Source organism: Castellaniella sp. GW247-6E4 (genome assembly GCF_040276065.1).
GTDB lineage: Bacteria > Pseudomonadota > Gammaproteobacteria > Burkholderiales > Burkholderiaceae_B > Castellaniella.
The window spans coordinates 152176-167169 of the sequence record NZ_JBELOI010000003.1; the positions used below are offsets into that span (position 1 = coordinate 152176).

A 14994-nucleotide genomic window follows, 5' to 3' on the forward strand; every position below is an offset into this window, starting at 1 on the left:
TGTTCTATTTATTGATAGTCCACCCAGCGTACGGCGGGCGGACCTTGTTTGTCGCGATGAAGCAATGCCCTGAGGCCCATAATCGTAGCATCCACGCGGACTTCCCCGCTGACTCGGAACCACGTGCTCTCGACCGCGATATCCTGCACCGCCTCCCCAGGCGCGATACGCGAGCGGTTGAAAAAGTCGCCGCGGCTGACAAACCACTGGCCCCTGTCGCGCTGACCCAGCAATTCGCGAGCGGCCGCCAGGCCCAGCCCCGGTATGGCCGCCGCTAGCACCTCGGGCGGGCAGGTGTTGACGTTCAGAGGCGTGCGGGCCGGCAAGACGGTCAGGTAGGCTTGCAGCACGTCGACCACAGCCGCTGGAAAACCCTCCGTCAGGCGCAGATCGTCAATACCACGCAAGCCCATGGCGGTCGGAGCCCGATCGTCCCCCGGCTGCGATTGCGCGACCCTCTGGGCCATGACGGCAGCCAGCGTCGGATCGATGCGCAGTTGTCGCAGCATGCCTTCCAGGGCCGCCAGCGCCCGTGCCTCGATACGGCCACCCTGCGCCAGCCGCGCGAGATTGAATTTTCCCTGCTCGTCCTCGATCTGCCCGGACAGCAGCATGCGTCCCGGCGCCTCGGCGCGGCCAACGGGCAGGTCCAGGACCGGATGCGTCCACAAACCGTCCAGCCTGGTGGCTGCGTTACGCTGCGCATCGATCCGCAGAATCAGGCGCGACCAGTCCAGCCCTCCGCGCAACAGCCACTGCGCCTGGGCCCGATTGCGTTCGGTGATCAGAAAATCCGCCAGGACGCCCTGCCGCTGGATCACGGCCGTCGCCATGGCCGAGGCGGCCAGCACCACGATCAAGGCGGCGATGATCGCCAGGCCACCTTGCCGACCGGCGCTGACGCTCATTGCAGCACCACCACTTTTCGGTAGGGTGAACCATCGGCCGATCCGGCCAGGCGCAGCGAAATCTCCAGCCCGGCATAGGCCTGCGGGCCGGCCGCCCGCCCTGAGCCGCGGGCAGGATCGATCCAGCCTTGCCCCGGCAGCCAGAACCGGACGGACCAGGCCCGCAGCCCGCTCATCACCTTGACGGGTGAATCCGCGGCGGACAGCGGCAAGCGCGGGGACGCCGGCCCGGCCGCCCGGTACAAGGCCCCATCCTCGAGATGCCAACGCACCTGCTGCCACCGGCCCGCGCCGGCCGAGCGCACCAGCGACAGCCCGGCACTCGGGGACCAGGCCATGCCCGGTGGCATCGACGCGGGCATGGCGGCCTTCCCGGGGGCGGCCAATGCCGGTTCGGGCAGAATGCCGGGCGCAGGGTGCAACAGGACATCGCGCTCGAGCTGCGAGAACACGCGCACCAGCGCGAGTGTCTCCTCGGCCCGTTCGTCCAGGCGCTCGCCGGTTTGCTGCGCGGCATCCAGGCCACGCCAGGAAATCAGGCTGAGTAGCGCCAGCAGGGCCAGGGCGACCAGCACCTCGATCAGGGTAAAGCCACGTGCCCGCACGCCGAACGTCTTCATCGCAGGCTCGACGCCAGGCCATCCAGGCTGGCCAGCGCGGGGCCGTCGTCGGCCAGACGCACCGTGATAGTCACTCGGCGGAACTGGTAATTCGGCGTCGCCTGGACCCATTGCTCGCAGCGGAAGGCCAAAGGCCCCTGTGGGCAGGGCAGCCGGCGCCGGCCGAGATCCGGGAACACGCCCACCAAACGCATTTCCGCCAGGAAGTTCTGCGCAGCCTGGAGCGCCAGGCTGCGCTCGTGCAAGCCCCGCACGCCGCCCGCACCCACGCCCAGCGCCCGCACGCTGGCGGCGAGCGCGATCGCCACGATGGTCAGCGCCACCAGCACCTCGATCAGCGTGAAGCCGCGTTGTCGCGCCGCTCGGATCACGGGTCGACCACGAAGCGCCCGCCATCCAGGCGGGACAGGCGCAGGCTGCGTCCGTCCGCCCGCAGCTCCACTTGCGCGGGCTCGTGAATCCATTCCCCGTCGAACACCAGCGCGTCGGGCGGCTCCAGCCGCACGTCCACCGGCCCCCGGGACAGCCAATCGCGCTGACGCAGCGCTGAATCGCGCCCCGGCTTGCCCGGCGTCGCGGACGAAGCGGCACGACGGGCGGCCAGGCGCGCCGGCAGGACCATCGGACGTGGCAGAGGGGCGAAGGCGTATCCCTCGTGGTCGGGCTTCCAGACGATCATCGTGCCGCTGGACCGGGCCTGGGCCTGGGCCACGGCAAACAGCTCGACCAGCCTGTCGGCGTCGCGACGCAGAGTCCGCGCGCCCTCATCGCCAAAGACCGATACACTGGCCACGGCCGTGGCAACCCCGATGATGAGCACGGCCACCATCATCTCCAGGAGGGTGAAACCCGCCTGGTGCTTAGTCGGACCAGGAGCCGATGTCGCCATCGAACCCTTCGCCCCCAGGCTGTCCGTCCGCCCCCAGCGAAAACACATCGATCTCACCGTGGACCCCGGGGTTGAGGTACTGGTAGGGCGAGCCCCAGGGGTCCTTGGGCAACTGGTCCATGTAGCGCGATGCCTTGCCAGGCCCCTGTCCATCCACCAGCACCGCCAGACCCTGCCCGGTCGAGGGATAGCGACCGTGATCCAGGCGATAAAGCTTGAGCGCCTGCATGATGGCGCCGATGTCCTGGCGGGCCGCGATCACCCGGGCCTGGTCGGGCCGGTCCATGACGTTGGGCACCACCATCGCGGCCAGGACGCCCATGATGACGACCACGACCATGATCTCGATGAGGGAGAAGCCCGCCTGCGGGCGAGCGAGCCGCGCGCGCGGCATCGGCGGTGTATGCCTGCAATTCATTGTGTTTGTCTTGGTGCCCGGAGATATCGATGCCCAACCATCGACGGAAAAGTCATGTTACCGGCCAGGGAAGCGGACCGTCAATGCGCGGACGGACGCTGATGGCGTGGTATAAAAACCGAGGCGCTGCCGCACCCCCTTTGTACAACTCTCGAGCCTGCCCATGAATTTGCACACCGGCCCGTCCATCGATTGGTTTCGTCAGCACGGCCCCGGCCTGACGCAGACGCTGGCGGCCCTGGCCGTCGCGGCGGGCCTCGGCTTATGGGGCGCCCTGCTGCTGGCGCCCCGTCCCGCCCCGCCGCCGCCCGCCCTGTCGCCGACGCCGGCGCCGGGCGCGGACGCCGGCCCCGTGGCCGACTGGTTCGGCGGCGGCAGTGCGCGCTTGCGCCTGACGGTCATCGGCCTGATCTCATCCGGCGAAAACGGCGCCGCGCTGCTGTCGATCGATGGCGGCCCGGTGCGTGCCTACCGGGTGGGCCAGAGCCTGGCGCCCGGCATCGTCCTCTCGGCCGTCCGTCCCGACGCAGTGGCGCTCGACCAGGCCGGTGCCATCGAAGAGGTGGCCATGCCGGCCAGCCGGCCGCCGATCCAGGGCTTTCTGCCGGCCCCCGCCAACGCGCCAGCCAAATAAAAAAGACCCGAGCGCCTCAGCCGCCGGACGGCTGCAAGGCGATGATGGACATGCCTACCAGTGCCACCACGGCGCCGGTCACGTCCCAGCGGGTCAAGGCCATTCCATCCACGAGCCGGAGCCACAGCAGCGCAACCACGACGTACATGCCGCCGTAGGCGGCATAGGTGCGGCCGGCGGCGCTCGGATGCAAGGTGAGCAGCCACACGAACAGCGCGAGGGATAAGGCAGCCGGCGCCAGCAACAGGGGGTTCCCGCCCCGCCTCAGGACCAGCCATGGCAGATAGCAGCCCACAATCTCGGCCAAGGCCGTCACCGCAAACAGGAAACTCAGCCGCAGAAGCTCCACATCGTCCTCCCCGCGGCGCGCCGCGCATTCCGAAAGCCCATCCCGACTGATCCGGGCCGACGGGGCTCATTGCCCGCGCCAGGCGTCGATCCGCCGCCGGTCGCGCTTGGTCGGCCGGCCATCGGCCAGCCCCGCCGCGGGCTCGGGCGCGAGCCTGCGCAGCTCGGCCGCCCGCTGCCGGGCGGCCGAGCTGTCGGCGGTTTCCTCGTAGAGCCCGCGGGCCACCGGAGCCGGGCCGCGCACCGCGCTGACAGCCAGCACGCGCACGTGGATCGGGGGATCTTCCTTGCGCACGGTCACGAGGTCGCCCGGCCCGACCTCGCGCGCGGGCTTGGCCGGCTGGCCGTTCACCAGCACCCGCCCCCGGCCGATCTCGTCCACGGCCAAGCCGCGGGTCTTGTAGAACCGTGCCGCCCACAGCCATTTGTCCAGCCGAATCCGCTCGAGCATCCCGCCTCGCCGAAAATTTGTCCGAAAGGAGCATGATAAAAGAAGCGGGCCCATCGGGCCCGCCTCATCGATCCGACCGCGCAACAGGAACCACTTATTTGACGTCGCGCAGGGGGGCGCCGGAATAGAGCTGACGCGGGCGGCCGATCTTGTAATCGGGGTCCGACAGCATCTCGTTCCACTGGGCAATCCAGCCCACTGTGCGCGCCAGGGCGAAGATCGCCGTGAACAGCGAGGTCGGGATGCCGATGGCCCGCTGCACGATGCCCGAATAAAAATCGACGTTCGGATAGAGCTTGCGGTCGACGAAGTACCGATCCTCGAGCGCGATGCGCTCGACCTCCATGGCCAGCTTGAATAAAGGATCGCTGTGCAGGCCCAGCGCGTCCAGCACCTCGCGGCAGGTTTCCTGCATCATCTTGGCGCGCGGGTCGTAGTTCTTGTAGACCCGGTGGCCAAAACCCATCAGGCGCACGCCCGAGTTCTTGTCCTTGACCTTTTCCATGAACTCGCCGACCTTTTCCACGCCACCCTCGGCCTGCAGGCGTTCGAGCATGTTCAGGCACGCCTCGTTCGCGCCACCGTGCGCGGGACCCCACAGGCAAGCCACGCCTGCCGCAATCGCCGCGAACGGATTCGTGCCCGAGGAGCCGCACAGGCGCACAGTCGAGGTGGACGCGTTCTGTTCGTGGTCGGCATGCAGGATGAAAATGCGATCGAGCGCGCGTTCGACCACCTCGTTGACATGATAGTCGTCGCAGGGTGTAGCAAACATCATGCGCAGGAAATTGCCCGTGTAGGACAGATCGTTCTTGGGATAGATGAAGGGCTGGCCGACCGAATGCTTGTAGGCCATGGCAATCAGCGTGGGCATCTTGGCGACCAGGCGGATGGCCGAGACCTCGCGATGGCGCGGATTGGTGATGTCGGTCGAGTCGTGGTAGAAGGCCGAGAGCGCCCCCACCAGGCCCGTGAGCACCGCCATCGGATGCGCATCCCGCCGGAATCCCTGCAGGAAGGTATGCATCTGCTCGTGCACCAGCGTGTGGTGCGTCACCAGGTCGTCGAAGTCGGCCTTTTGCTGGGCATCGGGCAGCTCGCCGTTGAGCACCAGATAACAGATTGTCAGGAAATCGCACTTTTGGGCGAGCTGATCGATGGGATAGCCGCGGTACAGCAGTTGGCCTTTGTCGCCATCGATGAAGGTGATCGACGATTCGCACGACGCCGTCGCGAGAAAGCCCGGATCGTACGTGAACATCCCGGTCTGGCTGTAGAGCTTGCGGATATCGATAACGTCCGGGCCCACGGTGCCCTGGTAGACGGGGAACTCGACGGACGGGCTCCCGTCCGAGAACGATAGCGTGGCTTTGTTATTGGATAACTGCATGTCGGATTCTTCCTTAAAGTGATATCGCTTTCATTCGCTCGACCAACCGGCGAACGTCGGGATCGTCATAGTCTCCCGCAAGGTCGGTGCGGCCCAGCAGCACATCGAGCAGCTCGTTGTCGCCCATTTCAAAAAGGAGCGTCAGCGCCTGGACGTCCCGCTCGGTCAGCGCCGATTCATGGGCATCCAGGAAGCGTGTGATGATCAGATCATTCTCAAGCAGGCCGCGGCGCGCGCGCCAACGCAGGCGCGCGCGCTCCAGGCCTGACAGTTCTCCGGGCATCCCTTGCCTATACCGTGCGGCGCACGAGCATTTCCTTGATCTTGCCGATCGCCGCCGAGGGGTTCAGGCCCTTGGGACACACATCCGTGCAATTCATGATGGTGTGGCAGCGGAACAGCCGATAAGGATCCTCGAGATTGTCCAGTCGCTCGCTCGTCGCCTCGTCACGCGAGTCGGCGATGAAACGATAGGCCTGCAACAAGCCGGCGGGCCCGACGAACTTGTCGGGGTTCCACCAGAAAGAGGGACAGGCCGTCGAGCAGCAGCCACACAGGATGCATTCGTACAGGCCGTTGAGCTCCTCGCGTTCCTCGGGGCTTTGCAGACGCTCTTTTTCCGGCGGCGGGGTGTCGTTGATCAGGTACGGCTTGACCGAGTGATACTGGTCGAAGAAGAACGTCATGTCCACGACCAGGTCGCGCACCACCGGCAGGCCGGGCAGCGGCTTGAGCACGATCGGTTCCTTGAGGTCCAGCAGGTTCGTCGTGCAGGCCAGGCCGTTCTTGCCGTTGATGTTCATGGCATCGGATCCGCATACGCCCTCGCGGCACGAGCGGCGCAGCGCCAGGCTGTCGTCGACCTCGTTCTTGATGCGCAGGATCGCATCCAGCAGCATCTTGTCGGTGGGCTGCAGCTCGACCTCGAGCTTTTGCATGTAGGGGCGCTCGTCCTTGTCAGGGTCGTAGCGGTAGATCTCGAATTTGACGATGCGTTTTTGGCTCATTTCGGATTCCTGCTCAGAAAGTGCGCGGCTTGGGCGGCATGCTGTCCACGGTCAGCGGCTTCATGCGCACCGGCTTGTATTCCAGGCGGCTGCCTTCCGAGAACCAGAGGGTGTGCTTCAGCCACTCGACGTCGTCGCGCTCGGGATACTCCTCGAGGGCGTGGGCGCCGCGGGACTCGAGGCGGTTGACGGCCGACTTGGTGGTCGCGCGAGCCACCTCGATCATGTTGGCCGCCTCGAGCGCCTCGATGCGGGCAGTGTTGAAGACCTTGGATTTGTCGGCGTAGTGGATGGCCTCGAACTCCCCGACCATATCCTCGATCATGCGTTCGCCTTCGGCCAGGATGTCGAGCTTGCGGAACACGCCGCAATGGCTCTGCATGATCGCCCGCATCTTGTCGATGACGTCGTGAGTCTTTTCGCCCGAGGTGCGACGCTCGGTGCGGTCGACGCGATCCACCGAAGCATCGATGGCCGACTCGGGGATGTCCTGGTGGGCGTGTTGTCGTTCGGGATGCTGGGAAACGATGAAGTTGCCCGCCGAGCGGCCGAAGACGATCAGATCCAGCAGCGAGTTGGTGCCCAGGCGATTGGCGCCGTGCACCGAGGTTGCCGCGCACTCGCCCACGGCATACAAGCCGTTGACGATCTGGTCCTCGCCATTGACTCGGGTGACGACCTGGCCGTGATAGTTGGCCGGGATGCCGCCCATCTGGTAGTGCAGGGTCGGCACCACCGGGATCGGATCCTTGATCGGGTCGATGTTGGCGAACTTGATCGAAATCTCGCGGATCGAGGGGAGGCGCTTCATGATGGTCTCGGCGCCCAGATGGTCGAGTTTCAGCACCACATAGCTGCCATCGCCGCAGCCGCGGCCCTCTTTGATTTCCTGGTCCATCGAACGGGACACGAAATCGCGCGGGGCAAGGTCCTTGAGCTGGGGCGCATAGCGTTCCATGAAGCGCTCGCCGTCCTTGTTGAGCAGGAAGCCGCCCTCGCCGCGCACGCCCTCGGTGATGAGCACGCCCGCTCCGGCCACACCGGTCGGGTGGAACTGCCAGAACTCCATGTCCTGCAGCGGAATACCGGCGCGCGCGGCCATGCCCAGGCCATCGCCGGTGTTGATGAAGGCATTCGTGGTCGCCTGGAAGATGCGCCCCGCCCCGCCCGTGGCCAGCACGGTGTGCTTGGCCTCGAGGACGTAGATCTGCCCGGTTTCCATTTCCATGGCGGTCACGCCGAGGACGTCGCCGTCGCCGTTCCTCAGCAGGTCGAGCGCCATCCACTCGACAAAGAACTGGGTGCGCGCCGCGACGTTGCGCTGGTAGAGCGTATGCAGCATGGCGTGGCCGGTGCGGTCGGCCGCCGCACAGGCGCGCTGCACGGGTTTTTCACCGAAATTCGCCGTGTGCCCGCCGAATGGACGCTGATAGATCGTGCCATCGGCGTTGCGGTCGAACGGCATGCCGAAGTGTTCCAGCTCGTAGACGGCGTTGGGCGCCTCGCGCACCATGAATTCGATCGAATCCTGGTCGCCGAGCCAGTCCGAACCCTTGACCGTGTCGTACATGTGCCAGAGCCAGTGGTCCTCGCTCATGTTGCCCAGCGAGGCGCTGACGCCGCCTTGCGCGGCCACCGTGTGCGAACGCGTCGGAAAGACCTTGGAGAGCACGGCCACCGACAGGCCCGCCTGCGCGAGCTGCAGGGAGCAGCGCATGCCGGCCCCGCCGGCGCCGACGACCACCACATCGAACTGGCGGCGCGGGAGAGATGTCTTGACTGCGGCCACGGTTATAGACTCCAGAGAATTTGAGCGAAGAAAACCACTGCGGCCACCAGCCACATGATGGTCAGCACCTGCAGGAACAGGCGCAATCCGTCGGAACGGGCATAGTCCATCCAGATGTCGCGCACGCCCACCCAGGCGTGCCACGCCAGCGACAGGAAGGCGACCGTCGCCAGGAGCTGGCCAAGCGGCAAGGCGCCGACGGTGAAGGAGAAAAATGCACGCCAGGACTCGAAGTCCAGACTGGGGACGAAAACCGCGTACAGCACCAAGGCCAGAGTATAGATCGCCATGATGACGGCAGTCGCACGCTGGACGATGAAGTCGCGCGTGCCGTAGTGGGCGCCGACGACCAGGCGCCTGCGGCCGATGCGTTCTTGGTGTTCCATTACCAGACTCCAAACAGTTTCAAACCGAATACGACCGTCAGCGCAAGGCCAATGCCCAGCACCAGGGCGCCCGAGCGCTGGGATGGCTCGCGGGCGTTGCCGATGTGCAGATCCAGCGTCAAGTAGCGGATGCCGGCGCAGAAATGGTGGAAATAGCCCCACATCAGGACCAACAGAATGATCTTACAGAAGGGGTTGGCGACCCAGGACTGCATGGCGGCGAACGTCGCCGGCGACTGGACGCTTTGCGCGAACAGCGGCACGAGAATGACCGGTAGCGCAAGGAACAGCAAGGCGCCGCTGATGCGGTGCAAAATCGAGGACAGGGCGGCCGGAGGCTGTCGATAGGTCAGTAGGTCGCTCAAGCCCAGATTGCGAAACTGCGGGCGCGGTTTTATAGCGGGTTCAGACATGATGGCCTCTTTTATCAAACGATGTCATGGGTTCGCACCCCTGGATAGGCATTTTCGCCCATCCGGGGTTCAATTCAAACTGTTTCGGTAATGATAGCGCTCGGTCACGTAGTGACCCCGGCGCAGCTCCATGGGGCGGTCGCCATAGGTATAGGAGACGCGCTCGACCTGCAGCAGGGGGCTGCCCACGGCAACTCTCAGCCATTCGGCCTGCGCCGCGCTCGCGACCACCGCCCTCAGCTTTTCCTCGGCGCGCACCATGCTCACGCCGAACTCGGTCTCGAACAGCGCATAGACCGGCCCTCGATAGCGCGTCAGGGAATCCATGGTCAGGCCCTTGAAGGCGCCGCCAGGCAGCCAGATATCGTCGAGGATGGTGGGAATGTCGTCGAAGGAGAGCACACGGCGCATGTTGACAACGATGTCGCCCGCGCGCAGATCCAGGGCTTGAGCCACGTCGGCGGGTGCCTTGACGCGCTTGCAGTCCAGAATCTGGCTGGCCGACACCGCCTGGCGGCCATCGTCGGGCGCCAGGCGCAAGAACCGGTAGCGGACCTTGGCCTCGTTGTGAGTCGCCACAAAGGTGCCCTTGCCCTGGCGACGGATCAGGAGGTTGTCGGCGGCCAGCTCGTCAATGGCCTTGCGCACCGTGCCCTGGCTGACCTGGTAGCGCGCCGCCAGCTCGAGTTCGCTGGGGATGGCCTCGCCGGGTTTCCATTCGCCCCGGTCCAATCCTTGAAGGATCAGACCCTTGATCTGCTGGTACAGCGGGCTGAAGGCTGCGCTGCTGGCGCGGCCCAACTCGTGCACTCGGTCGGTCGGGGATGGATCGGACATTGGGGAAGGGGCCGGGGTACGGCCGTGCTACAAAATAAAACCTTCGTATTTTCGCATGGCGAGCGCCAGATGTCTAATACTCTTGTGTCTTATATAAGATATAAGAGTCTTGACGCAAGAACTGGAATAAACTACTCTTTTCCGCGATTCTGGATCCCCCGTTTCCGCCATACACCCTCTCGGAGATTTTTATGTCCAAACCCGCCATGCGCGTGGCCGTCACCGGCGCGGCCGGTCAAATCGGCTATGCCCTGTTGTTTCGCATCGCTTCCGGAGAAATGCTGGGCAAGGACCAGCCCGTGATCCTGCAATTGCTGGAAATCCCCGATGAAAAAGCCCAGAACGCCCTGCGCGGCGTCATGATGGAACTCGAGGACTGCGCCTTCCCGCTGCTGGCCGGCATGAGCGCCCACAGCGATCCGCGCGAAGCGTTCAAGGATGCCGACGTGGCCCTGCTGGTCGGCGCCCGCCCCCGCGGCCCCGGCATGGAGCGCAAAGACCTGCTGCACGTCAATGCACAGATCTTCACCGCCCAGGGCAAGGCGCTCAACGAGGTCGCCAGCCGCAACGTCAAGGTCCTGGTGGTCGGCAACCCCGCCAACACCAATGCGTACATTGCCATGAAGTCCGCCCCCGATCTGCCGGCCCGGAACTTCACCGCCATGCTGCGCCTCGATCACAATCGCGCCCTCTCGCAATTGTCGGCAAAGTCCGGCAAGCCGGTGGCCGACATCGAAAAACTGATCGTCTGGGGCAACCACTCGCCCACCATGTACCCCGACATCCGCTTTGCCACAGCCGGCGGCCAGAATCTCGCCGCCCTGATCGGTGACAAAGCCTGGAATAGCGACACGTTCATCCCGACGGTGGGCAAGCGCGGCGCCGCCATCATCGCGGCGCGCGGCCTGTCCTCGGCCGCCTCCGCCGCCAATGCCGCCATCGACCACATCCACGACTGGCTGCTGGGCTCCCACGGCAAGTGGGTCACCATGGGCGTGCCCTCCGATGGCTCCTACGGCATCCCCGAAGGCATCATCTACGGCGTGCCGGTGACCACCACCAACGGCGAGTACACCCGCATCGAGGGCCTCGAGATCGACGCTTTCTCGCGCGAACGCATGGACTTCACCCTGAAGGAATTACTCGAGGAACGCGACGGCATCGCCGAGCTGCTGAAGTAAAACACCCCGGCCGCCGTGAGCGGCGGGCCGGCATGCCGCGGCGAAACGCCCCGGGAACGAGGGGCACCGCACACACTCGGCACGATGTACCGCCCGGCCAGGACACAGCACCCGCACAGGAGACCCCGCATGACTCGACCCGCCTCCCCCGGCGCGCTCTTTCGCCAAGCGCTCAAGGACGAATCCCCCCTGCAGATCATCGGCGCCATCAACGCCAACCACGCCCTGCTCGCACAGCGCGCCGGCTACCGCGCCATCTATCTGTCGGGCGGCGGCGTCGCCGCCGGCTCGCTCGGCATGCCCGACCTGGGCATCAACACGCTCGACGACGTGCTCATCGACATCCGCCGCATCACCGACGTGTGCGACACGCCGCTGCTGGTGGACATCGACACGGGCTTCGGCCCCTCGGCGCTGAACATCGCCCGCAGCATCAAGTCCCTGATCAAGGCCGGCGCCGCCGGCTGCCACCTCGAGGACCAAGTGGGCGCCAAGCGCTGCGGCCACCGTCCCGGCAAGGAAATCGTCAGCGCCGACGAAATGGCCGACCGCATCAAGACCGCCGTGGACGCGCGCACCGATACCGATTTCTACATCATCGCCCGCACCGACGCGATCGCCGTCGACGGCGTGGACGCGGCGCTGGAGCGCGCCCAGGCCTGCGCCGAGGCGGGCGCCGACGCGATATTCGCCGAAGCCTCCTACGACCTCGAGACCTACACGCGCTTCACGCGCGCCCTCGAGATCCCCGTGCTGGCCAACATCACTGAATTCGGCCAGACGCCGCTGTTCTCGGTCGAGGAGCTCGCCGGCGCCGGCGTGGGCATGGTGCTGTATCCACTGTCCGCCTTCCGCGCCATGAACAAGGCGGCCGAGGCCGTCTACACGGCCATCCGCCGCGATGGACACCAGCGCAACGTGGTTGATTTGATGCAGACGCGCGAGGAACTCTACGACCGCATTGGATATCACCGATTGGAAGCCCAGCTCGACGCCCTGTTCCAACAGGGCAAGACCCGATAAGCCAACCAGGAGCCCCCCATGGCCACAAAATCCAAGACCACCGCCAAGGCGCCAGTGGAAACCACCACCGGCTTCAAGCCCAAGAAATCCGTCGCGCTCTCGGGCATCGTCGCGGGCAATACCGCGCTATGCACCGTGGGCCGCAGCGGCAACGACCTGCACTATCGCGGCTACGACATCCTGGATATCGCCGATACATGCGAGTTCGAGGAGGTCGCCCACCTGCTGATCCATGGCAAGCTGCCGACCAAGGCCGAGCTCAAGGCCTACAAGGAAAAGCTCCGACGCCTGCGCGGCCTGCCCGCCCAGGTCCAGGCCACTCTCGAGGCCCTGCCCGCCGCCAGCCACCCGATGGACGTGATGCGCACCGCCGCCTCGGCGCTGGGCTGCGTGCTGCCTGAAAAAGACGACCACAATCTGGCCGACGCACGCGATATCGCCGACCGCTTGATGGCCAGCCTGGGCTCGGCCCTGCTGTACTGGTACCACTACAGCCACAACGGCCGCATCATCGACGTGCAGACCGACGATGACAGCATCGGCGGCCACTTCCTGCACCTGCTGCACGGCGAAACCCCCAGCCAGGACTGGGTTCGCGCCATGCACACTTCGCTGAACCTGTACGCCGAGCACGAATTCAATGCCTCTACCTTCGCCGCCCGCGTGATCGCCGGCACGGGCTCGGACATGTACTCGGCCATCACCGGCGCGATCGGCGCGCTGCGCGGACCCAAGCACGGCGGCGCCAACGAGGTTGCCTTCGAGATTCAAAAGCGCTACGAAAATCCCGACGAGGCCGAGGCTGACATCCGCCGCCGCGTCGAGGCCAAAGAGGTCGTCATCGGCTTTGGCCATCCGGTCTACACGGTTTCCGATCCGCGCAACAAAGTCATCAAGGCCGTGGCGCAAAAGCTGTCCAAGAAGGCCGGCTCGACCAAGATGTACGACATCGCCGAGCGTCTCGAATCCGTGATGTGGGATGCCAAGCGTATGTTCCCGAACCTGGATTGGTTCTCGGCCGTGTCCTATCACATGATGGGCGTGCCCACCGCCATGTTCACACCGCTGTTCGTCATCGCGCGCACCGCCGGCTGGTCGGCGCACATCCTCGAACAACGCGTCGACAACAAGATCATCCGCCCGACGGCCAACTACGTCGGACCCGAGGACCGCAAGTTCCTCCCCATCGAAAAGCGCAAATAAGCCGCAACTTCTTTCAGGAAACACCATGTCTGCGACTATTTCAAACGTGCGTCCCCAGCCCGACCAGGTCCTGGTGGATATTGCCGATTATGTACTGAACTACAAGATCGACAGCGCGCTCGCTCTCGAGACCGCGCGCAACTGTCTCATCGACACCCTGGGCTGCGGCCTGGAGGCGCTGGAGTATCCCGCCTGCCGCAAGCTCCTGGGACCGGTCGTCCCGGGCACCGTGGTGCCCAACGGCGCCAAGATCCCCGGCACGCAGTTCCAGCTCGATCCGGTGCAGGCCGCCTTCAACATCGGCTGCATGATCCGCTGGCTGGACTTCAACGACACCTGGCTCGCAGCCGAATGGGGCCACCCGTCGGACAACCTGGGCGGCATCCTGGCGGTGGCCGACTGGCTCTCGCGCAACGCGGTGGCCGCGGGCAAGGCGCCGCTGACCATGCGCACCGTGCTCGAAGGCATGATCAAGGCCCACGAGATTCAGGGCTGCATCGCGCTCGAGAATTCCTTCAACAAGGTCGGCCTGGACCACGTGGTGCTGGTCAAGATCGCCTCGACGGCCGTGGTCTCGCAGATGCTCGGCCTGTCGCGCGAGGAAACCATCAACGCGGTGTCCCTCGCCTGGGTCGATGGCCAGAGCCTGCGCACCTATCGCCACGCCCCCAACACCGGCAGCCGCAAGTCCTGGGCCGCGGGCGACGCCACCAGCCGCGCCGTGCGCCTGGCGCTGATCGCACGCACCGGCGAGATGGGCTATCCCTCGGTGCTGACGGCACCGACCTGGGGCTTCTACGACGTGCTGTTCAAGGGCCAGCCCTTCAAGTTCCAGCGGCCCTACGGCAGCTACGTGATGGAAAACGTGCTGTTCAAGATTTCATTCCCGGCCGAGTTCCACTCCCAGACCGCCGTGGAGTGCGCCATGCAGATCCATGACAAGCTCAAGGCCCTGGGCAAGACCGATGCCGACATCGCCAAGATCACCATCCGCACCCACGAGGCCTGCATCCGCATCATCGACAAAAAGGGCCCCCTGGACAACCCGGCCGACCGCGACCACTGCGTGCAGTACATGGTCGCCGTGCCAGTGATCTTCGGGCGCCTGACAGCCGCCGACTACGAGGACGGGATCGCGGCCGATCCTCGCATCGACACGCTGCGCGACAAGATCGTCTGCGTCGAGGACCCGGCCTTCACCGCTGATTATCACAACCCGGAAAAACGCTCCATCGCCAACGCGCTGACCGTGGAGTTCACGGACGGCACGCGCCTGGACGAGATCGTCTGCGAGTACCCGATCGGCCACAAGCGCCGCCGCAAGGACGGGATCCCGCTGCTCGAGGACAAGTTCCGCATCAACCTCGCGCGCCAGTTCCCGGCCCGCCAGCAACAACGCATCCTGGATGTGTCCCTGGACCAGAAGGCGCTCGAGGCGATGCCGGTGCACGAGTACGTGGATCTGTACGTCATCTAAGGCCCCGGCGTGACGCCGTC

The 14994-nt window shown here is 65.5% G+C and carries 19 protein-coding genes; 5 read left to right on the forward strand and 14 right to left on the reverse strand.

Annotated elements, in window-relative coordinates; genetic code table 11:
* Positions 1-8: 8 nt before the first annotated feature.
* From gspK to gspG, 5 genes are read right to left on the reverse strand one after another with little or no spacing between them, the layout of a single operon-like run.
* Complete coding sequence (gene gspK, locus ABS761_RS05855) at positions 9-908, reverse strand: type II secretion system minor pseudopilin GspK (protein ID WP_350407184.1); 900 nt, start codon at positions 906-908, stop codon at positions 9-11.
* Complete coding sequence (locus ABS761_RS05860; RefSeq protein WP_350407185.1) at positions 905-1528, reverse strand: type II secretion system protein GspJ; 624 nt, start codon at positions 1526-1528, stop codon at positions 905-907. Before ABS761_RS05860 ends, gspK begins: the two co-directional genes overlap by 4 nt.
* Positions 1525-1992, reverse strand: coding sequence for a type II secretion system minor pseudopilin GspI (gene gspI / locus ABS761_RS05865; protein WP_502881389.1), 468 nt, complete (start codon positions 1990-1992; stop codon positions 1525-1527). Before gspI ends, ABS761_RS05860 begins: the two co-directional genes overlap by 4 nt.
* Positions 1896-2417 carry a prepilin-type N-terminal cleavage/methylation domain-containing protein gene (locus ABS761_RS05870; protein WP_350407187.1) on the reverse strand — a complete coding sequence of 174 codons (522 nt, stop codon included), beginning with the start codon at positions 2415-2417 and terminating at the stop codon, positions 1896-1898. The genes gspI and ABS761_RS05870 overlap by 97 nt, the downstream gene beginning before the upstream one ends.
* The gene (gene gspG / locus ABS761_RS05875) at positions 2389-2835 is read right to left on the reverse strand and encodes a type II secretion system major pseudopilin GspG (RefSeq protein WP_350407188.1); all 447 of its coding nucleotides are present in this window, start codon (positions 2833-2835) and stop codon (positions 2389-2391) included. The genes ABS761_RS05870 and gspG overlap by 29 nt, the downstream gene beginning before the upstream one ends.
* A 163-nt stretch (positions 2836-2998) precedes the next feature.
* Between gspG and ABS761_RS05880 the strand changes: the two genes are divergently transcribed.
* Positions 2999-3469: a type II secretion system protein N gene (locus ABS761_RS05880; protein WP_350407189.1), complete on the forward strand. Its 471-nt coding sequence runs from the start codon at positions 2999-3001 to the stop codon at positions 3467-3469.
* Positions 3470-3485: 16 nt separating this feature from the next.
* On the opposite strand, the gene ABS761_RS05885 is transcribed toward ABS761_RS05880, so the two are convergent.
* From ABS761_RS05885 to ABS761_RS05925, 9 genes are all read right to left on the reverse strand, one after another.
* Positions 3486-3818: a YnfA family protein gene (locus tag ABS761_RS05885; RefSeq protein ID WP_350407190.1), complete on the reverse strand. Its 333-nt coding sequence runs from the start codon at positions 3816-3818 to the stop codon at positions 3486-3488.
* Between the two features lie 66 nt (positions 3819-3884).
* Positions 3885-4268, reverse strand: a complete 384-nt coding sequence (locus ABS761_RS05890; RefSeq protein ID WP_350407191.1) for an RNA-binding S4 domain-containing protein — start codon at positions 4266-4268, stop codon at positions 3885-3887.
* Positions 4269-4362: 94 nt separating this feature from the next.
* Entirely contained in the window at positions 4363-5658 is a 1296-nt protein-coding gene (gene gltA, locus ABS761_RS05895; protein WP_350407192.1) for a citrate synthase, read from the reverse strand.
* Between the two features lie 13 nt (positions 5659-5671).
* A complete protein-coding gene (locus ABS761_RS05900) occupies positions 5672-5941 on the reverse strand; it encodes an FAD assembly factor SdhE (RefSeq protein ID WP_350407193.1) in 270 nt (89 codons plus the stop codon).
* A gap of 7 nt (positions 5942-5948) precedes the next feature.
* The gene (locus tag ABS761_RS05905) at positions 5949-6665 is read right to left on the reverse strand and encodes a succinate dehydrogenase iron-sulfur subunit (RefSeq protein WP_350407195.1); all 717 of its coding nucleotides are present in this window, start codon (positions 6663-6665) and stop codon (positions 5949-5951) included.
* A 13-nt stretch (positions 6666-6678) separates the two neighbouring features.
* Positions 6679-8454, reverse strand: coding sequence for a succinate dehydrogenase flavoprotein subunit (sdhA, locus tag ABS761_RS05910; protein WP_350407196.1), 1776 nt, complete (start codon positions 8452-8454; stop codon positions 6679-6681).
* A 2-nt stretch (positions 8455-8456) separates the two neighbouring features.
* Entirely contained in the window at positions 8457-8840 is a 384-nt protein-coding gene (sdhD, locus tag ABS761_RS05915) for a succinate dehydrogenase, hydrophobic membrane anchor protein (protein ID WP_350407197.1), read from the reverse strand.
* Entirely contained in the window at positions 8840-9253 is a 414-nt protein-coding gene (gene sdhC / locus ABS761_RS05920; RefSeq protein ID WP_350407199.1) for a succinate dehydrogenase, cytochrome b556 subunit, read from the reverse strand. The genes sdhD and sdhC overlap by 1 nt, the downstream gene beginning before the upstream one ends.
* 69 nt (positions 9254-9322) lie before the next feature.
* Positions 9323-10090 (reverse strand): GntR family transcriptional regulator, encoded by a 768-nt coding sequence (locus ABS761_RS05925; protein WP_350407200.1) that lies wholly within the window; start codon positions 10088-10090, stop codon positions 9323-9325.
* Positions 10091-10281: 191 nt separating this feature from the next.
* On the opposite strand from ABS761_RS05925, the gene ABS761_RS05930 reads away from it, so the two are divergent.
* The 4 genes from ABS761_RS05930 to ABS761_RS05945 all read left to right on the forward strand — a co-directional run bounded on the left by ABS761_RS05930 (position 10282) and on the right by ABS761_RS05945 (position 14974).
* Entirely contained in the window at positions 10282-11271 is a 990-nt protein-coding gene (locus ABS761_RS05930) for a malate dehydrogenase (RefSeq protein ID WP_350407201.1), read from the forward strand.
* A gap of 129 nt (positions 11272-11400) precedes the next feature.
* Entirely contained in the window at positions 11401-12294 is an 894-nt protein-coding gene (gene prpB / locus ABS761_RS05935; RefSeq protein ID WP_350407202.1) for a methylisocitrate lyase, read from the forward strand.
* A gap of 18 nt (positions 12295-12312) precedes the next feature.
* Positions 12313-13497: a bifunctional 2-methylcitrate synthase/citrate synthase gene (gene prpC / locus ABS761_RS05940; RefSeq protein ID WP_350407203.1), complete on the forward strand. Its 1185-nt coding sequence runs from the start codon at positions 12313-12315 to the stop codon at positions 13495-13497.
* 25 nt (positions 13498-13522) lie between these two features.
* Positions 13523-14974, forward strand: coding sequence for a bifunctional 2-methylcitrate dehydratase/aconitate hydratase (locus ABS761_RS05945; RefSeq protein WP_350407204.1), 1452 nt, complete (start codon positions 13523-13525; stop codon positions 14972-14974).
* Positions 14975-14994 lie beyond the last annotated feature (20 nt).